At 42.2% G+C, this 19,008-nt stretch carries 17 protein-coding genes; 13 read left to right on the top strand and 4 right to left on the bottom strand.

Translation table 11 applies throughout. From position 1 onward, the window contains the following. Window positions 1-67 precede the first annotated feature (67 nt). The 13 genes from bshA (at window position 68) to R2B77_RS07560 (ending at window position 13,524) form a co-directional block, all read left to right on the top strand. Window positions 68-1,210 (top strand): N-acetyl-alpha-D-glucosaminyl L-malate synthase BshA, encoded by a 1,143-nt coding sequence (gene bshA, locus R2B77_RS07620; protein WP_212391108.1) that lies wholly within the window; start codon window positions 68-70, stop codon window positions 1,208-1,210. Then, the gene (locus R2B77_RS07615; RefSeq protein ID WP_203246481.1) at window positions 1,207-2,397 is read left to right on the top strand and encodes a CCA tRNA nucleotidyltransferase; all 1,191 of its coding nucleotides are present in this window, start codon (window positions 1,207-1,209) and stop codon (window positions 2,395-2,397) included. The genes bshA and R2B77_RS07615 overlap by 4 nt, the downstream gene beginning before the upstream one ends. After that, window positions 2,375-3,358, top strand: coding sequence for a biotin--[acetyl-CoA-carboxylase] ligase (locus tag R2B77_RS07610; protein WP_203246482.1), 984 nt, complete (start codon window positions 2,375-2,377; stop codon window positions 3,356-3,358). Before R2B77_RS07615 ends, R2B77_RS07610 begins: the two co-directional genes overlap by 23 nt. Window positions 3,359-3,643: 285 nt before the next feature. Continuing rightward, window positions 3,644-4,489 carry a 3-methyl-2-oxobutanoate hydroxymethyltransferase gene (panB, locus tag R2B77_RS07605; RefSeq protein WP_203246595.1) on the top strand — a complete coding sequence of 282 codons (846 nt, stop codon included), beginning with the start codon at window positions 3,644-3,646 and terminating at the stop codon, window positions 4,487-4,489. 4 nt (window positions 4,490-4,493) lie between these two features. Continuing rightward, a complete protein-coding gene (gene panC, locus R2B77_RS07600; RefSeq protein WP_203246596.1) occupies window positions 4,494-5,348 on the top strand; it encodes a pantoate--beta-alanine ligase in 855 nt (284 codons plus the stop codon). Window positions 5,349-5,353: 5 nt separating this feature from the next. Beyond that, window positions 5,354-5,737 (top strand): aspartate 1-decarboxylase, encoded by a 384-nt coding sequence (gene panD, locus R2B77_RS07595; RefSeq protein WP_203246483.1) that lies wholly within the window; start codon window positions 5,354-5,356, stop codon window positions 5,735-5,737. Window positions 5,738-5,899: 162 nt separating this feature from the next. After that, window positions 5,900-8,680, top strand: coding sequence for an ATP-dependent DNA helicase DinG (gene dinG, locus R2B77_RS07590; RefSeq protein WP_203246484.1), 2,781 nt, complete (start codon window positions 5,900-5,902; stop codon window positions 8,678-8,680). Between the two features lie 62 nt (window positions 8,681-8,742). Then, window positions 8,743-9,222, top strand: coding sequence for a cell wall elongation regulator TseB-like domain-containing protein (locus R2B77_RS07585; RefSeq protein ID WP_203246485.1), 480 nt, complete (start codon window positions 8,743-8,745; stop codon window positions 9,220-9,222). 13 nt (window positions 9,223-9,235) lie between these two features. Then, window positions 9,236-10,429, top strand: a complete 1,194-nt coding sequence (locus tag R2B77_RS07580; RefSeq protein WP_232843402.1) for a pyridoxal phosphate-dependent aminotransferase — start codon at window positions 9,236-9,238, stop codon at window positions 10,427-10,429. A 28-nt stretch (window positions 10,430-10,457) separates the two neighbouring features. After that, a complete protein-coding gene (asnS, locus tag R2B77_RS07575; RefSeq protein ID WP_203246486.1) occupies window positions 10,458-11,753 on the top strand; it encodes an asparagine--tRNA ligase in 1,296 nt (431 codons plus the stop codon). Between the two features lie 56 nt (window positions 11,754-11,809). After that, window positions 11,810-12,523, top strand: coding sequence for a DnaD domain protein (locus R2B77_RS07570; RefSeq protein WP_203246487.1), 714 nt, complete (start codon window positions 11,810-11,812; stop codon window positions 12,521-12,523). 10 nt (window positions 12,524-12,533) lie between these two features. Beyond that, window positions 12,534-13,190, top strand: coding sequence for an endonuclease III (nth, locus tag R2B77_RS07565; RefSeq protein WP_203246488.1), 657 nt, complete (start codon window positions 12,534-12,536; stop codon window positions 13,188-13,190). Next, window positions 13,177-13,524, top strand: coding sequence for a YpoC family protein (locus R2B77_RS07560; RefSeq protein ID WP_203246489.1), 348 nt, complete (start codon window positions 13,177-13,179; stop codon window positions 13,522-13,524). The genes nth and R2B77_RS07560 overlap by 14 nt, the downstream gene beginning before the upstream one ends. A 40-nt stretch (window positions 13,525-13,564) precedes the next feature. On the opposite strand, the gene R2B77_RS07555 is transcribed toward R2B77_RS07560, so the two are convergent. The 4 genes from R2B77_RS07555 to R2B77_RS07540 form a co-directional block, all read right to left on the bottom strand. Next, on the bottom strand, window positions 13,565-16,174 hold the full coding sequence (locus R2B77_RS07555) for a PBP1A family penicillin-binding protein (protein WP_203246490.1): 2,610 nt from the start codon (window positions 16,172-16,174) through the stop codon (window positions 13,565-13,567). A gap of 8 nt (window positions 16,175-16,182) precedes the next feature. Next, the gene (gene recU, locus R2B77_RS07550; protein ID WP_203246491.1) at window positions 16,183-16,788 is read right to left on the bottom strand and encodes a Holliday junction resolvase RecU; all 606 of its coding nucleotides are present in this window, start codon (window positions 16,786-16,788) and stop codon (window positions 16,183-16,185) included. A gap of 941 nt (window positions 16,789-17,729) precedes the next feature. After that, a complete protein-coding gene (locus R2B77_RS07545) occupies window positions 17,730-18,113 on the bottom strand; it encodes a VOC family protein (RefSeq protein ID WP_203246492.1) in 384 nt (127 codons plus the stop codon). 30 nt (window positions 18,114-18,143) lie between these two features. Continuing rightward, entirely contained in the window at window positions 18,144-18,992 is an 849-nt protein-coding gene (locus R2B77_RS07540; RefSeq protein ID WP_203246493.1) for a DegV family protein, read from the bottom strand. Window positions 18,993-19,008 lie beyond the last annotated feature (16 nt).

Here is a 19,008-nt window from a genome sequence, read left to right as displayed (position 1 = left end):
CCCCTGCCACAATTCGGAGGGCAAGAATGGTGGTAGTAACTGGACACGATGCATGTAACGAAAGGAAATGTTGAAATTGAAAAAATTGAAAGTAGGTGTAATCTGCTACCCTTCACTTGGGGGGTCTGGGGTTGTGGCGACTGAACTTGGGAAAATGATGGCAGATAGAGGCCACGAAATGCATTACATTACATCAGGTAAGCCTTTCCGTTTCCTAGATGCCCATCCTAACATCCACTTTCATGAAGTTAAAATCGACGGCTATGCAGTTTTTAAATATCCACCCTATGATATAGCACTTGCAAATCGTATTGCACAAGTGATTGAAACGGAAAAACTAGATCTGCTACATGTGCATTATGCTGTGCCACATGCAGTATCTGCTGCACTTGGTAAAGATATGGCCAATTCAACAATAGGCGTTATTACAACTTTACATGGGACGGATGTCACAATTCTTGGGCATGATCCTGCACTGCGCAATACCGTCCGTTATGGGATTAATAAATCGACCATTACAACAACAGTTTCTGAGTCACTACGACAAGAAACGCTTGAATTGATTGGACCGGAAAGAGATTTGCTGACGATTTACAATTTTATCGATGAAGAAAAATACCATCCAGTCGAGCCTGGAACGCTGAAAAGTGAGCTTGGTATTCGTCAGAATGAAAAAGTAATTATTCATATTTCTAATTTCAGGGACGTGAAGCGCATTCCTGATATTATTGAAAGCTTTCGACTTGTGGTACAAGAGCTGGGTGCCAAGCTGTTACTAGTTGGCGAGGGACCAAAGAAAAAAGCTATGGAAGACCTTGTTCGTAAATTAGGTCTTCAAGAACATGTCATCTTCACGGGTAAGCGAGATGATTTGCCAGAGCTTTTGGCGATTAGTGATATTATGTTTTTATTGTCGGAAAAAGAGGCATTTGGATTGGTATTACTGGAGGCATTTGCTTGCGGTGTGCCATCTGTTGCAACGGCTATTGGAGGAATTCCAGAAGTTGTCGAGGATGGTGTCAATGGTTTTCTCGTAGGACTTGGTGACGTGACAATGGCTGCAGATCGAGCACTGCAATTGCTGACGGATGATCAATTGTATGCAACATTCCAGCAAAATGGGCTAGCGACAGTGGCGAGTAAATTCCATTCATCCACAATCGTGACCCAGTACGAAAAATTATATTATGAAGCGGCGGGAAGCCAATGACAGCTCATTTCGCAACAGAGTCAAGTCGTGAGGTTATTCGTTTGCTTGAACAAGCTGGCTATGAAGCTGTATTTGTCGGAGGAGCAGTCCGGGATTATGTCTTAGGAAAACCCGCAACAGATATTGATATTGCCACTTCGGCAAAGCCCGAAGAAGTAAAAGCCTTATTTCCCATGACTGTAGACATTGGGACAGCGCATGGTACGGTTCTTGTGCTGATTGACGGGGAACCGATTGAAGTGACGACGTACCGGACAGAAGGAACGTATAGTGACCATCGTCGTCCGGATGAAGTGCAGTTCGTTACCTCGTTGCGAGAAGATTTACTGCGTAGAGACTTTACGATGAATGCGCTTGCCATGACAAAAGATGGTGAGCTGATTGATTTATTTGGTGGGCAGAAGGATATGGCACGTCAACTGATTCGTGCTGTCGGTCATGCCGCGGATCGTTTTAACGAAGATGCTCTACGCATGTTTCGAGCTGTACGCTTTACATCCGTTCTCGATTTTGCAATTGAAGAGGAGACATTTGAAGCAATTCGTGCCCATGCAGCACAAATTCAGTATATTTCAGTCGAGCGATTAAAAGCAGAGATGGATAAGCTGTTTAAGGGTGTCAATCCTGTAAAGGCATTTCAATTTATTGAACAAACGACACTGTCTAATCACTTGCCTTTATTTCCAAGAAGTCTTGGTAAGCTTAACAAAATGGTACCATTTAGGACAGCTGTCGAAGGATGGGCTTGCCTGATGCTTGCAGGTGATTTTACATCTGGGGCGGTTGCCAAGGCATACAAGCTATCGAATGCTGAGAAATCATTTTTATCGACGGTGCATCAGGCATCTGTGAGAAGATCCAACAGTTTGTTTACGATTGACGATTATTATCATTTCGATTTAGCTGTTCTTTTGTTGGCCGAAAAATGGGTTCATATAATAGGACATTCAAGTCAAGCATTGTCAGAGGATGAGATTACCTCGAGGAAACAATCATTGCCGATTCAATCGGTTGCTGACTTAGTTGTAACAGGCAAAGATTTGATGGCTTGGGCAGAACTACGTGGTGGCAGATGGACGGGGGAATGGATTGAAAAAATCACAATGGCTGTCCTTCATGGGAAATGTGAAAATAATTCAAACAACATAAAGGAATGGTTTCTCAATGAATTCAAACGTGAAAAATGAATTGCTGAAAAGATTGTTTGAAGCAAATGGTGGACCGGTATCTGGACAGGAAATCGCTGATGAGTACGGATTATCTAGGACGGCGATATGGAAATATGTCAAGGAGCTTGAAAAGGAAGGGTATGAGATTGGGACGATCCGAAAAAAGGGATATACACTTATTGGCTCGCCTGATCGAGTGAATGCAGCGAATGTCCAACAATATTTGACTACAAATAATTTTGGTCAGCATATTCGGTATTTTGAAACCTGTGAATCTACCCAGATTATTGCACATGAAGAGGCGCAAAATGCCGCGCCAAACGGTACGGTCATTCTTTCGGAAGAACAAACGGCGGGAAAGGGACGCATGGCGCGTCCTTGGAGTTCCAAATCAGGTAAAGGGGTTTGGATGAGTATCATTTCACGTCCGTCGTTGACGCCACAGCAGGCGCCGCAAATGACCTTGGTTGCGGCAGTTGCAGTTACGCGTGCGATTGAAGAGTTAACAGGCATTGAACCAACGATCAAATGGCCGAATGATATTTTAGTGGATGGTAAAAAAGTGACCGGTATTTTAACGGAGTTGCAAGCAGACCCTGACCGAGTGAAGGCGATTATTCTTGGCATAGGCATAAACGTCAATCAGGAGTTAGCTGATTTCCCAGATGAATTGCTGGCTATTGCTACTTCACTGCGGATTCTAATGGGGAAGCCGGTTGACCGTGCGCAATTAATCGCGAAAATTCTTGGGTTTCTTGAATTGTACACAACTATGTATGAAAAGCATGGTTTTAGCCCCATTAAACTGTTGTGGGAAGGCTATTCCAATACGACAGGCAAACGGATTCGTGCAGTCATGTTGAATGAAACATTGATAGGCACTGCAATTGGCATATCCGATGAAGGTGTCCTAGAATTGCGGTTAGATGATGGCTCAATCCGTGGTATTTACTCTGCAGATATTGAAGTTTCAACTTAATTCAGCACGTCTTGAAAGTGTTTGGAAAATGTGACAAAGTTTTGACCTTGATTTGTATACATGTATCTACCAATTTGTTATAGTAGTGTCGAAGGGCGGTATCAGTTTGTGAACTGCACCTGTTAGAGATATTGGAAAACATAAAATTCAATAGGATCTGCCTTGATCTTACCAAAGACAGGGACGGAGGAAACCATCACAAGATGATACAACCCTTCTGTCCATTTTTGGACAAAAGGGTTTTTTATAGTCGGTTTTCTCCCAGAGAAGGGAGCACAAGTGAAAATGAAAAGTACACTGGATTTTATTAACATGAAAAAAGAGGGCGAAAAGATTGTCATGCTGACAGCTTATGACTACCCCTCGGCAAAAATTGCAGAAGAAGCAGGGGTAGACGTCCTGCTCGTTGGTGATTCGCTCGGTATGGTCGTTCTCGGTTACGATTCAACGGTTGCTGTGACGGTAGATGATATGATTCACCACGGGAAAGCAGTGAAAAGAGGTGCAACGGATACGTTTATCGTCGTGGATATGCCGTTCGGCTCTTATCATGGATCGGACGATAGTACGTTGACAGCTGCAGTCCGTATGTTCCAACAGACAGGGGCGCATGCCTTGAAAGTCGAAGGAGCAGGGAAAGTGATTGATACCATTCGTTTACTGACAAGTGTTGGAATCCCTGTCGTTGGGCATCTCGGGTTGTTGCCTCAATCAGCAGCAGTGGTCGGCGGTTATAAAGTACAAGGAAAGACAGCAGCAGCGGCACAGCAGCTGATTGAAGATGCACGTGCTAGTGAAGCGGCGGGAGCTTGCATGATTGTACTGGAATGTATCCCTTATCAGTTAGCGGAGGAAGTGACAGCGGCAGTATCGATTCCAGTCATTGGAATTGGTGCAGGTGCAGGAACAGACGGACAAGTACTTGTTTTCCACGACACTGTCACGTATGGAAGTCACCGTGTTCCGAAATTTGTTGAAGCATTTGCAGATGTTGGAACAGTTATCGGGGAAGGGATTACCAAGTATGTCAAGGCAGTAAAAGAGCAATCGTTTCCTGCTGAGCATCACCGCTTCACGATGAAGGAAGAAGAGTTAGTTGCTTTGTACGGAAGTAAAAAAGGTGGCGAATGAAGTGATGGACCTTACAATCGTGCATACGATTCAAGAATTACAGCAGTTGCTGAATGAACGTCGAAAACAAGGAGTATCAGTCGGTTTCGTCCCGACAATGGGCTTTTTACATGAAGGACATTTGTCGTTAGTGGAACAGGCGCGGCAAAAAAATGATGTAATCGTCATGAGTATTTTTGTCAATCCAGCTCAGTTCGGTCCGGGTGAAGATTTTGAGGCGTATCCGCGTGATACAGAGCGTGATGCACGTCTTGCTGCTGAAGCGGGAGTGCATATTCTGTTCATGCCAACGCCAGAGGAAATGTATCCGCAAGAAGGTGGAATTCGTATATTACCCGGTCCTCAATCAGCAGAACTGTGCGGGGCATCTAGACCAGGTCATTTCGATGGTGTGTTGAAAGTTGTACTGAAGCTGTTCAATATTGTTGACCCAGACCGTTCGTATTTTGGCATGAAGGACGCACAACAACTCGCGATTATTGAGACATTTGTCCGTGATTTTAATCTCAGAACGGAGATTGTTCGCGTACCAACAGTTCGTGAGCAGGATGGCTTGGCGAAAAGCTCGCGTAATGTGCATTTGACGGAGACTGAGCGTTTGGAAGCCCCTGCTATTCAGCAAGCACTCCGACTAGGAGCAAGCTTAGTTGCGGAAGGCGTGTCGGCAAATGATATTGAGCAACAAGTGTCAAAGGCAATCGTTACAAATAGCTCGGGTAGCATTGACTATGTATCATTACTAGCATATCCTGAGTTGAAAAAGGTAGATGCCGATAGCAAAGAAATTATCATTGCGTGTGCAGTGAAATTTAGCAAAACAAGATTGATTGATAATATAATTATTCCACTAAAAGGATGAGTGTTATGTTCAGAATGATGATGAATAGTAAATTGCACCGTGCAACTGTCACGGAAGCCGATTTAAGTTATGTAGGAAGCATTACGATTGACAGTGACGTGCTAGACGCCGCGGGAATGCTGCCAAATGAGAAAGTGCATGTCGTCAATAACAATAATGGAGCTCGTTTTGAAACGTATATTATTGCAGGCGAACGTGGCAGCGGTGTCATCTGTGTAAACGGAGCAGCAGCGAGACTCGTTCAGCGTGGCGATATTGTTATTATTATCTCCTATGCCTATGTAACAAACGAAGAAGCGTTGACGCATGAACCAACCGTTCTCATTATGGACGAAAAAAATGGCGTGAAAGAAGTCATAAAAGAGAAGCAAGGGATGACGTACGCATAACATCTCGTAACAGGACTCCTATGGAATCGGTAGACGATGATTTCATAGGGGCTTTTTTGTTTTCAAACGCTGAAATGTGATACAATTTACCGTATACGAAGAACATGTAAGGGAAGTTCTGAATACGCCAAGGCTTATTCAATTAAGAAAGTTGATGATTGAGTGGACAACAAAACGTATGCAGTTGTTGATCTGGAAACGACTGGTCATTCACCGGTCAAAGGAGACCGGATCATTCAGCTAGCAATTGTGTTTATAAAAGATGGGGAAGTGGGCGACAAGTACGTCCGTTTTGTCAATCCAGGACAAAAAATTCCGGCCTTTATCCGTCAACTGACGGGGATTATAGATGAAGATGTTGCGGAGGCACCGTATTTTGAAGAAATTGCCGAGGAAGTTGCTAGTTTGTTGGAAGGGACGGTTTTCATCGCCCATAATACAGACTTTGACTTATCTTTTCTACAAAGTGAGTTTAGCAGATGTGGGATTCGAAAGTGGGTAGGCAAAAAAATTGATACCGTCGAACTGTCTAAAATTATGTATCCTTCAGCAGCTAGCTATCGATTGCAGGATATTGCAGAGGATTTAGGTATACCACTCGCATCTGCCCACCGTGCGGACGACGATGCAGAGGCTACGGCTAAGCTTTTTCTTGCTTGTATGGAGAACATGGAGCGTTTGCCAGAAGAAACACTAAACCTTCTACATCGTAGATCTTTTCGCTTGAAATCGGATTTATCGACATTATTTTATGCAGCGTTAAAGCGAGCACGGACATCCAGAACGAGTAAGGATTTTTCATCGTTTCGTGGAATTCCGTACCGTCCGATACCATTTCCAATTACTGATCATTTTGAAATGCCAACATATCCATTTGATGAGCAGCAGAAAACGGTATTATTGAAAAAAGCATATCCAGCATTCGAGCGGAGAGAATCTCAGTTTGGTTTCATGGATGCGGTATGGGATTCCCTTTCCAATCGAACTGAAATGATTGCAGAGGTGCCAACGGGTATCGGTAAAACGGCAGCCTATTTGCTACCGGCGGCCATCCATTCTATCGCAGCGGGGAAGCCCGTCGTTGTAAGTACTTTTACCAATCATTTGGCCGATAAAATCATGGCTGAGGAACTGAACAAAATCAGTTCAATGCTCGGGTCAACTGTTACGGCAACGGTACTAAAAGGCAGAGAGCAGTATATTTCATTGGGGAAATTTGAAGAACTGCAGCGCATTACGGATGAGTCGTATGACGAAACGTTTTCCATCATGCAGGTGCTCGTTTGGCTAACAGAAACGGTGACAGGTGATTTGGCAGAATTGAATGTATCGGGTGGGGGACAGTTGTTTGTGGATCGGATTCGCAAGCGTTCCAATATACTTGCAGCTGATGAGCAAGAAGCAGATTTTCACTATAGGCTGATGGAAACATGTGGACAGTCGAATATTATTATTACCAATCACGCCATGCTGTTGTCGGACGGAAATCGTGACCAACCAATTTTTAATTCAATGGCAGGATTAGTCGTCGATGAAGCCCATCAATTCGTCCAAACTGCCTCTCGTTTGAATGAAACCGTATTTTCCTTTACGAATTGGAAGTATGTGATGGGGCAAATGAGCTCGGATACGACTGGACAATTATTGCATCAGATCAATGTACTTAACAAACGAACTGGTATGATAGGACGCTTACATAAAAAAGCTCATTTGGATGAAGCGTTCACCAAGTTTACAACGTTATTTGATCGTGCAGTGAGTGTACTGACGACTTTTGATCCAGCTATGAATAATAAACAACAAGGCAACCGGATTGTGTATCCGCTTGGTAAATTAGTAGACGATCGAATTTGTTTTGCCAAAGTGGCTGAAGCGATGTCCGAATATATTAGCAAAGCGGAACAATTTACTCACGGTTTAACAGGCCAATTTGAAAATTTGACGCGAAAAGAGCAAGCGATTGTAGCAGAATGGGATTTCTGGGTTCGTGAAATGACAATCAAGGCTGGCGAATGGGTGGAAATTTTTCTGGATAATGATTCGGAGGATTACACAGTTTGGATGGAAAAAGATCGGCGAAGTATTCCTGGAAGTTTAGTTGTTATTAAGCGTTCACTCGATAGCGCGCCCGTTATCAGAGGCCTCATTGACAGATTGAAAGAGGAGAAGACGGGGATTGTGTGGACATCAGGGACGTTGACCGTCCAAGATAATGAGCGCTTCATAGCTCGGCAACTCGGCATTGACGACTCGATTCCACTACTCACATTTAATGCACCTTCAGATTTTTATGCTGGGGCTGAAATTGTCATCGTTGACGATATGCCTGATATTCAGCAGGTGGCGCAATCAGAGTATATTGAAGCTGTTGCCCATGCTATTGTCCAGACTGTATTGGCAACGGGTGGACGATTATTTGTGCTCTTTACCTCACAGGATATGCTTCGAAAAACCTATGATTTGATCATAGAAAGTGAGCAATTAGAAGATTATGCACTTTTTGCTCAGGGAATTAGTGCGGGAAGTCGCATTCGATTATTGAAGTCTTTTCGCCAATTTAATAAATCTGTCCTTTTCGGTACAAATAGTTTTTGGGAGGGCGTGGACGTTCCGGGAGAAGCATTATCTGCGGTCATCGTCGTTAGGCTGCCATTTTCATCTCCAGACGAGCCGGTCTTTAAAGCGAAGGCGGCAAAATTGACTGCTAGTGGAGTAAATCCGTTCAATGAATTTGCTCTGCCAGAAGCCGTTATGCGGTTACGGCAAGGTTTCGGTCGACTCATTCGTTCTTCGTCGGACAAAGGGTGTTTCATTATTTTAGATAGACGGATTGAAACGAAGTCTTACGGTCAACGTTTTTTAGCTTCTCTACCAGATGTACCAGTCAAAAAAGTGTCGCTCGAACATATGGTGAATGAGCTCGAAAATTGCTATACTGAGTAAGTGAAGTATGAAAGCACTTGAAATAGAAAAAACGTCTTTTGACGTACAGGACGTGGATCACTATGTTAGGTTGGATTAAATTCATTGTCGTTTTCCTTGTGGTGCTCACTTCTATCATAATAATTACCGTTTTTTACAATGCCGATAAGCCTTTTTCCGAGGCCGAACAGATGGCGATCGATTCTGCGCTTAGCTCGGGGCAACTTGTTTCCGCAAGTTCAGCCGAGACATTCAATGGAACAGTGCCGATGGTTACGGTGTTTGGTGTGGATGCAGAAGGTGAGGAAACAGCGGTTTTTGTGAATCCACAATGGGTGGACGGCTTTGAGGAAGTGAAGTTGGCGGATGGCGTTACGGCGGAGAAAGCGATTGCCAACGTTAAACAAGAGTTACAAGTAAACAAGATTTTGCATGTGACACTGGGGTTAGAGGTAGAAGGACCAGTTTGGGAAGTCGCTTTCACAAGTGACACTGGTAAACTGAATTACGTCTATGTCTTTTTCGACACAGGACAATGGTGGAAACGAATTTTAAACCTATAAGGGAGCGATACAGTTGACGAAACGATTAGCATCTAGGGTGAATACACTTTCACCTTCAACAACGCTTGCCATTACGGCGAAAGCAAAGGAAATGAAAGATTCTGGTATCGACGTGATTGGTCTTGGCGCGGGCGAACCAGATTATAATACACCAGATAATATCATTGAAGCGGCTTATAGGTCCCTGAAGGAAGGCAGAACGAAGTATACACCTGCTGGTGGACTTCCTGCATTAAAAGATGCCATCATTGACAAACTGCAAAAGGATCAAAATTTAAGCTATTCTAGACAAGAAATTATGGTTGGAATTGGCGCGAAGCATGTTCTATACACTATGTTTCAAGTCATGCTAGACCCGGGTGATGAAGTCATCATTCCAACTCCTTACTGGGTTAGTTATCCAGAACAGGTCAAGCTAGCGGGTGGAGTACCTGTACATATCGAAGGCACTGCTACAGCACAGTTTAAAGTGACAGCTGACCAAATTAGTGAAGCGATTACACCTAAAACAAAAGCGATTATTATTAACTCTCCCGGTAATCCAACAGGGATGATTTATTCGCAAGAGGAATTGCAGCAAATCGCTACGGTTTGTCAAGAGAAGGATATTTGGATTGTATCAGATGAAATTTATGAGAAGTTAATTTACGGAGACGAAACGCATTATTCCATTGCACAGCTGTCAGCTGATGCTAAAAAACGAACACTTATTATTAATGGCGTATCTAAATCCCATTCGATGACAGGCTGGAGGATTGGTTACGTTGCGGGAGATGCAGAGATGGTTAAGGCGATGACAGACCTTGCGAGTCATTCGACATCTAACCCAACAACGACCTCACAATATGGAGCAATCGAAGCATACAACGGACCACAAGATACAGTTGAAACGATGCGGAAGGATTTTGAATCACGCTTAAACCGTGTCTATCCGCAGCTATGTGCGATTCCTGGATTTTCAGTTATTAAGCCACAAGGTGCATTTTATTTACTACCAGAAGTATCTGAGGCTGTTGCGAAAACGGGCTTTGACAATGTGGATGAGTTTGCAACGGCCTTATTGGAGCAAGCGAATGTTGCCGTAATCCCTGGATCTGGTTTCGGTTCACCAGGAACGATTCGTTTATCCTACGCAACATCCATTGATTTATTGGAAGAAGCGATTCGACGCATTCATACATTTGTAGAAGAAAATTGGAAAGAATAAAAATAGATTTTAACATTCGGAGGTACCTATGAAAACAATTATGATACACGAAATGCCGAACCATGCAGGTGAAACTGTACGTATCGGTGGTTGGCTTGCTAATAAACGTTCAAGCGGAAAAATTGCGTTCTTGCAATTACGAGATGGTTCAGGATTTGTACAAGGTGTTGTTGTCAAAGAAGTAGTCGGCGAGGACATCTTTGCAAAAGCAAAATCGATTACACAAGAAAGCTCACTGTATATTACGGCTGAAATCACAGTTGATGAACGTTCATCATTCGGCTATGAATTACAGGTGAAAGACATTGAGGTTATCCACGAAGCAGTGGACTACCCAATTACACCAAAAGAACATGGTACTGAATTTTTAATGGATCATCGTCATTTATGGCTCCGTTCACGGAAACAGCATGCCATTATGAAAATTCGTGATGAAGTCATTCGTGCTACTTATGAATTTTTCCATATGAATGGCTTCGTTAAAATCGATCCACCCATTTTGACAGGCTCTTCACCAGAAGGAACATCTGAGCTGTTCAAAACAAAGTATTTCGATGAAGATGCATTTTTGTCTCAATCAGGACAGCTTTACATGGAAGCGGCGGCGATGGCACTTGGAAAAGTATTTTCATTTGGTCCGACATTCCGTGCAGAAAAGTCGAAAACTCGTCGTCACTTAATTGAGTTTTGGATGATTGAGCCGGAAATGGCATTTATTGAATTTGAAGAAAGCTTAGAAGTTCAGGAGCAATATGTCACGCATGTTGTTCAATCTGTCTTGCAAAACTGCCCACTTGAATTGGAAAGATTGGGACGCGATTTATCCAAGCTTGAAAAAATTCAAGCACCATTTCCACGCATTTCATATGATGATGCGATTAAATTCCTACATGATAATGGCTTCAATGACATTACATGGGGAGATGATTTTGGGGCACCACACGAAACAGCCATTGCTGAGAGTTATGACATGCCGGTCTTCATTACACATTATCCAATAGGTATTAAACCGTTCTATATGCAGCCACATCCCGAACGCGATGATGTTGTATTATGTGCGGATATGATTGCACCAGAAGGCTATGGGGAAATCATTGGAGGCTCAGAACGTGTGCATGACTATGAGCTAATGAAACAGCGTATTAAAGAACATAATTTGGACGAGGACGCATACGCTTGGTATTTAGATTTATGTAAATATGGGGCTGTTCCTCATTCTGGTTTTGGACTTGGACTTGAACGTACGGTTGCTTGGATATCAGGCGCAGAACATGTGCGTGAAACGATTCCATTCCCACGCTTGTTAAACAGACTATATCCTTAATGCCTTGCGTAAATTTTGATAGTGTATAACTGATTAGATAGAGAGGAGTTCGGACAATGCAATATGAAGAACGGCTCCGAATTTGGATTGAGCAGGGGAATGTAACTATTCCCCAGCTTTTTTTTCAGTACTATAAAAGCCTAGGCATCAAGGACTTAGATGCCACACTTATCATGCATATGACTGCCTATGCAACTGCGGGGAATCACTTTCCCACACCAATGGATTTGGCGAGCCGCATGCATATGACTGACAATGAAGTTTCAATGATTTTGCAAAAGCTAATGCAGCACGGCTTTTTAAAAATTACCCAAGCTGAAGACGATAACGGTGTCTTATATGAGTCATTTTCTTTACAGCCCTTATGGAACCGTCTGCTGGATCATATTACAAATATGACCAATAAAGCTGAAAAAGAAAGTCAGAAAAATGCAGAAGGAGAAATCTTTTCGCTGTTTGAGCAAGAATTTGGACGACTTTTATCACCAATGGAATGTGAATCTATCACGATGTGGATTGACGACGACGGTCATAGTGTAGATATTATTCGTGCGGCATTGAAAGAAGCGGTTCTCGCACAAAAAATCAGTCTTCGCTATATTGATCGTATTCTTTTCGAGTGGAAAAAGAAGAATGTGAGGACGCTGTCTGATGTAGAACGTCAAACAAAATCGTTTAGGACTGTCGGTATTCGTCCAGCACAACAGCAGCAAAAGACCGTTTCAGTCAAACGTGTCCCTTTCTATAATTGGTTGGAAGAACGAGATTAGGAGGGAGAATATGCTTACAAAAAAACAATGGGAAGTGTGTCTTGAGCAATTTGGCATCATGTTTCCAGATGCACATTGTGAATTGGTCCATTCTAATCCTTTTGAATTGACGATTGCTACGCTATTATCAGCACAATGTACTGATGTGCTTGTCAATCGGGTAACAGCTGATTTATTTAAAAAATATAAAACACCAGAGGATTATTTGGCGGTTGATATTGAGGAGCTACAATCAGATATTCGTTCAATCGGTTTATTCCGCAATAAAGCGAAAAATATTCAAGCGCTTAGTCAAATGCTCATTGACCAGTTTGATGGAGAAGTTCCCGCCAATCGAGATGTCATGATGACGTTGCCTGGCGTCGGTCGAAAGACGGCGAACGTTGTCGTTTCGAATGCCTTTGGTATCCCAGCAATCGCCATAGATACCCATTTAGAACGTGTAGCGAAGCGACTAGGCATGAATAGATGGAAGGATTCTGTGTTAGCCGTCGAAGAAAAAATTATGCGCTGGACGCCGAAGGACAAATGGACGGATACGCATCATCAAATCATTTTTTTCGGAAGATACCATTGTAAAGCGCAAAATCCAGGGTGCAACGTCTGTCCACTTCTGCCGTTATGCAGGGAAGGAAAGAAGAGGATGAAAGCTAATGCCGATTCATAATCAGCACTTTGATAAAGAACGATTCACGCCTTACTTCGATTACTGGCAGCAAATGCGAGATGAGATAGAAGTGTGCTATGGGGAAAAAAATCGACGTGCTGTCGAGCTAATGCAGGCTGCGATTGCGAATTACAGTAAGTTACTGGAGCTTGGAGGAATGGTTTCTGATGAACGCAAGGGCGAAGCTGTCTTTGCCTTACTCCCATTAAATGGGGAGGAACGATTTGAGTTTGTTAAAGATAAAATCGCGAGTCATTATGCATTTGTGCAATTAGATGCGCTGATGACAGAAACAAAAAAGAAAGTTGCAAGACTTGCCATTCAAAAAAAGTAACAAAAAAAGCGCCCTAGTTGGACGCTTTTTTTGTTATTCATTAAGGTGTTCCGTTATCGGACGTTGTTCCATCGCTATCGCCTGGATTGTTACCGGTTGTACCGTCAGTGACTGGTGGAACGTCATCTGCTGGTGTCTCGGTGTCAGTGTCCCCATTATTACCGTTGTTGCCATTGTTTTCATTACCGTTACCATTTGGCTGACCGTCATCCGTACCATCATCGGGATTGCCGTTATTGTCATTTGGATCCCACTCAGGAATTTCTTCGACGACATCCTCAATTTGAATTGAAGTTGTTGCTGGAGGACTTTCGAGTTCACCAAGTTTCGCAATAACAGAAAATGCATAGAGGCGACCAGGTTCAACGCCTTGGAATAAGAGAGACAAATCCTGTGTCGTTGTCATCTCCTGCATTTCACCACCGTCTGCACTAACAAATACAGTGAATTCAATCACTTCATCGAGTGTTTCAACATCTGGTGCGTTATGCGCCCAACTTAACGTAATGGCGTTTGTGTCAACATCATACTGAGCTGTTACATTATGGGGTGCCTCCAACTCGGTAATTTCTTCTTCAGCCATCTCCGTTGGTGCAGTTCCTTTCACGAATAACTCTGTACGCTTTAAATTATCAGGTGTTGTACTGCTCGCTAAAAGAAGTGGTTTGGAACCAAATACAATAGTTGCTTCTTCCACAGTGCTAGGTTTTTCGAAGCGGGCTGTATTTTTCCCAGCTGAAATATCACTCATAACCATTTTGAAAAGATTTTGCGGTACATATCTACCTTTGTCATATGTTTGAATTGGCGTCGTATATTTTTCATAGCCTCCCCAAACAGCAATAGTATAATCTGATGTATAGCCTGTAAACCATGAGTCAGGAACATCTGTATTTTTCATACCATTCTTCTGAATAATTTCGGAAGGGTAGTTAGTTGTCCCCGTTTTTCCTGCAATATCCAATCCTGAAATATTTGCTCGTTGTCCTGAACCAACGGACATAACATCGCGTAGGATGTCCGTCACCATATAGGCAGTGGAATCTTTCATGGCAATGTTAGATTCTGGTTTCATTTTATGCTCGGATGTACCATCTCTAAAAATAATTTTCTGGATGGCATGTGGCTTCGTGTAAATACCTTTATTGCCAAATGCTGCGAAGGCGCCAGCCATTTGAACAGTAGAGAAATCATATTCTCCTCCACCAATTGCATTGGAGGAGTTTAATTTATCGTACGGCAGTCCTAAATTTCTAGCAAAATCTCCTGCTTTTTGTGTGCCTACTTCTTCAAAAATTTTAATCGCAGGGATATTACGAGATTTGTATAAGGCGTCTCGTATGGATATGCTTCCTAAAAACTTCCCGTCAACGTTACGAATTGGTTGGTTCGTGCCTTTATAGTTATATGGCTCATCTACTGTCGTATAACCGGTAGACCAGCTGAAGTTTTCAATTGCTGGCCCATAGGAAAGAATGGGCTTAATCGTAGAACCAGGTTGGCGCTTTTGGTCAGAGGCGAAGTTCCAATCGAGTCCAGAATAATTTCGACCTCCGCCAATTGCGGCAATTGCACCTGTTTCTGTATCGACAACCGTCATAGCGGCCTGCATGTCATCTGATTCAAATAGGTCGGATGTACTTAACGCATTTTCAACCGCTTGCTGCGCTGCAGGATCTAAAGACGTTTGAATTTTGACACCTTCAGAAAGTAAGTGTGATAGATTGGCTTCTTCTAGTTCAGCTAAAACAAAATCGACATAGGCTGGATATTTCGTTTTGCTCACTTGTCTTTTATCTTCAGAAAGAAGCAATGATGTGATGGGTACTAGTTTTGCTGCATCCATTTCTGCTTTTGTAATTTTTTTATGCTGATACATAAGCCCGAGAACGGTATTACGGCGTTTTTCTGCCCGTTCTGGATTTTTATAAGGATTATAACCATTTGGACTTTGTGGCATTCCGGCTAATAAAGCAATTTCGGGTAGTTCAAGCTCTTTTAAACTTTTACCGAAAATTTCTTTGGAAGCTGTTCCGATACCATACGTATTTCCTGACATAAGAATTTTGTTAAAGTACATTTCAAAAATTTCTTCTTTTTCATATTTACGTTCAAGTTGAAAGGCTAGCCAAGCTTCTTGTGCTTTCCTTTTTAATGTTTTCTCTTCTGTTAGAAAAGAGTTCTTAATAACTTGTTGGGTGAGGGTACTCGCTCCTTGTGAGCCGAAACCACCTCTAAAGTTGGCAATGACAGCACCGCCAAGTCGCCAGAAATCCATTCCGTGGTGTTTATAAAATCGAACATCCTCAGTTGCCAAAATGGCATCCTTAACAGTTTGAGGGATTTCCGCGTAAGGAACAAATTCTCGTTTTTCCACGCCAGACTTCATAAACACATTACCTTTAATATCGAGAAACTCAGATGATAGTGGGTCTTTCAATAGACTTTCATCGAGATCGGGAGCTGAACTGGCGTAAAAAGCAAATAATCCTGCTCCTCCGATGAGTCCAGCCAATCCAATGAGGACAAGCACAAGAAAGATTTTTTTAATAATAGATTTAACGCCTCTTGGTTTATTGCCTTTCTTCTTGCTGCGCTCGGCTTTAACTTTTTCACGTCGTCCTGTTCTTGAATTTATATGATCACTCATTTTACTTCCTACCTTTCATTCGCAACATGCGATAGAGCTTGTAAATAATCGAGTCTTGGATTATAACCGGATAAAACTTCAATACCCACATCCTCAAACTCTGCCAATGTCATCGATTTTCTTCCGCCTGCCTTCATTCTTTCCCAATATTTCTCAAAACTATCATAATGGATGATGAAATAACGGTCAAGTACAGTAAATTTAATGATGAAAAAGACAATTCCGGCTTGTTCTGACACACTTTTCATATGATTGACCTGATGCTCATGAATATTTTGTAATGGGAAAGACGTTACGCTTTTTGTTTCTTTTGCTTCAAAATCAATATACTTGCCCTGCCATACGCCATTAAAATCTGTTGTAGAAGGCGTTCGGAAATAGGCTTCTGTAATAACGGCTGCACTTCTAGCTGGATACTTGACGTTAACAATTTGGATAGGCACGGGCTTTTTATGGATGACAGCTATGCCGTGGCTTACATAATATTCATTCGTGTCATTCAATTCATCCTCCAATGATTTCCCACGATTACTGAATGACAGATTGCTTTTTTTCGGCAAGCTACTTTTCTGAACGGGCACGTATTTCTTACCGTTCGGATACCGGATTGTCATAGTTACCACCTCGCATTTTACTATCATACCATATCAATTGGACGAATTAAGGGAGGGAAAGTTTCAAATCGAACTACTAAGTGCTCGCTTTGTATAGTTTCTGTGTCCTTGACGAAAATTATATAGGGAATGCCAAAGTAATATTTCAATAGAAGGGAGTTGAATGAAATCCAGATAAAAAAGTGATTTGAAATAAATCCTCAAATCACTTTTTGCTAGTTATATTAAATGCCACATCTGTTGATTAACCAAAAAATAACTTAATCAAATAGTAGGGGCTCCATGCTCAATCGCTTTTGGATTACTTTAGATTGAACGACTTCTATACAATAACCGTGCTTTATATATACAGGGATACGACTACGCCGCATCCCTATATATTTCTTCGGTCATCGTATGGTGGTCGTTCATCCGTCGCTCTCCAAAAACGTAGATACACGAAGTGCTAATGCTTTTTGGGACGAGCGAATAGAGGGCTTCTTAACTGGAGAGGGCCGCCAAAGATGAAATTTTGGCGGCCGAAGCCTTGCTCATGGTCTTTTCCATTTTTATTTTTTCTATAAAGCTTGCTAAGAGTAAAGTAGGAAAACCTTGTACAACGTGCAGAGTGCCCGAAATTGCATTTTCGGGCACTTACAATCTTTATAGAAAGCCATCCATTCTTTTCTTTCCAAGAAACTGTATTTATCACTTAAATATTGTAGATACGTGACAGGCAACTATTCATAATAAGATGACCGGAAAATGCATGGCTAGAAATGACGAAGTCATTTCTAGCCATGCTTACTCCTGAAGGAGGAATGAACCCCAATTCCTCCTTGGTAATTATGTCTTGAATAGTTGGCCGAAAGCGAACCGGAACTGAGCTAGTGAAAAATATAGTTTTCATACCTTTGTTTATCTGCGATTTATTCAAGTAAATCGTTAATCAACAGACGTGATTAAATGCTTATTTCTATCTGATTACCTTCCGGATCCAAAACGCAACTCTCATAATACCCATCACCAGTCGTTCTTGGTCCACTTATTACTTCATAGCCGTCGTTTTTTAATCGTTGGGTTATTTGATCGACTAATTCTTTGGAGCCGATTGAAAAAGCAAGATGGGTAATGCCGGTTCGGAACAATGGCTTTTCTTGAAATACCATATCCGGTCGGGTCATTAATTCGAGTCTACTTCCTTCGTCAAAAGTTAGGAAATAGGTTTCCAAGCCTGTCTTAGGATTATAGTATTTATCATTTGATTTTGCGGAAAAATAGACCTCGTAGAATTTTTTCATTGCATCTAAATCTGTAGCATAGAGCGCGATATGTTCGATTTTCATCTAGTATTCCCCCCAAGAGTATTGTAATACTTAGTATCTCACCCAACTTAAACCAGTCGTCCCTTCGCCAGCATGGACGCCGACGCAAACACTTAAGGGAAGTACCTGAATTTTTAGGTTCGGAAATTCCTGCAATAGTTCATCCTTCCACGTACCCGCATCATCCGTGTTATTGCAGTGGATGACTGCGATTTCTGGAATGTCGCCTTTTGTCATGTCACTGCGCAATAAGTCGGTGATGTTTTTTCTAGCACGCTTATATGCCCGAACTTTTTCTTGCATCACAGGCTTGCCGTTTTTAATTGTAATAATGAGCTTGATGTTGAGTAAGCTACTTAAAAATGCTTGTGTGCCGGAGACGCGACCACTTTTATGTAGCTGATTTAGGTTAACAGGTATGAAGGCTAATTCTGCATTTTCCTTCATCTTGTTGATAGCCATTACGACTTCTTCCACGTCATGCCCTTCGTTAATCAATTCATTGCCGAATTCAATCATTTTGATCATCGGATAGGAGCCGATTTTTGAATCGATCGGATAGACCTTGAAGTCAACCATTTGTGCAGCTGATTGAGAACTATCAAACGTACCTGACATACCACTAGAAACATGCAAAGCAATGGCGCAGTCATAGCCTTGTAGCTGTAAACTTTCATAAAGAGCGACCATTTCACCAATGGCAGGCTGGGACGTTTTAGGCGGATTTTTAGCTATGTTTAATTTTTCATAAAACAGGTCTTGTGTCAAATCAATGCCTTCTTTAAAAGCGCCCTCATCAAATACAACGCTTAACGGTAAAATATGTACATTGTGTTTTTGGATAAAAGACTCCTCTAGCTGTGCTGCCGTATCCGTAATCCAAGCAACTTTCTTCGTCATGATCAAACGACTCCTC

Origin of the sequence: Sporosarcina beigongshangi (assembly GCF_033485195.1) — a bacterium.
In the GTDB taxonomy this organism is placed as follows: Bacteria; Bacillota; Bacilli; order Bacillales_A; family Planococcaceae; genus Sporosarcina; species Sporosarcina beigongshangi.
This window is presented reverse-complemented; position numbering and strand designations above follow the sequence as displayed.

Coding starts and splice junctions, on each gene's coding strand:
- bshA (WP_212391108.1), top strand. CDS start 68: ATGTTGAAATTGAAAAAATTGAAAGTAGGTGTAATCTGCTACCCTTCA.
- R2B77_RS07615 (WP_203246481.1), top strand. CDS start 1,207: ATGACAGCTCATTTCGCAACAGAGTCAAGTCGTGAGGTTATTCGTTTG.
- R2B77_RS07610 (WP_203246482.1), top strand. CDS start 2,375: ATGAATTCAAACGTGAAAAATGAATTGCTGAAAAGATTGTTTGAAGCA.
- panB (WP_203246595.1), top strand. CDS start 3,644: ATGAAAAGTACACTGGATTTTATTAACATGAAAAAAGAGGGCGAAAAG.
- panC (WP_203246596.1), top strand. CDS start 4,494: ATGGACCTTACAATCGTGCATACGATTCAAGAATTACAGCAGTTGCTG.
- panD (WP_203246483.1), top strand. CDS start 5,354: ATGTTCAGAATGATGATGAATAGTAAATTGCACCGTGCAACTGTCACG.
- R2B77_RS07585 (WP_203246485.1), top strand. CDS start 8,743: ATGTTAGGTTGGATTAAATTCATTGTCGTTTTCCTTGTGGTGCTCACT.
- asnS (WP_203246486.1), top strand. CDS start 10,458: ATGAAAACAATTATGATACACGAAATGCCGAACCATGCAGGTGAAACT.
- R2B77_RS07570 (WP_203246487.1), top strand. CDS start 11,810: ATGCAATATGAAGAACGGCTCCGAATTTGGATTGAGCAGGGGAATGTA.
- nth (WP_203246488.1), top strand. CDS start 12,534: ATGCTTACAAAAAAACAATGGGAAGTGTGTCTTGAGCAATTTGGCATC.
- R2B77_RS07560 (WP_203246489.1), top strand. CDS start 13,177: ATGCCGATTCATAATCAGCACTTTGATAAAGAACGATTCACGCCTTAC.
- R2B77_RS07555 (WP_203246490.1), bottom strand. CDS start 16,174: ATGAGTGATCATATAAATTCAAGAACAGGACGACGTGAAAAAGTTAAA.
- recU (WP_203246491.1), bottom strand. CDS start 16,788: ATGACAATCCGGTATCCGAACGGTAAGAAATACGTGCCCGTTCAGAAA.
- R2B77_RS07545 (WP_203246492.1), bottom strand. CDS start 18,113: ATGAAAATCGAACATATCGCGCTCTATGCTACAGATTTAGATGCAATG.
- R2B77_RS07540 (WP_203246493.1), bottom strand. CDS start 18,992: ATGACGAAGAAAGTTGCTTGGATTACGGATACGGCAGCACAGCTAGAG.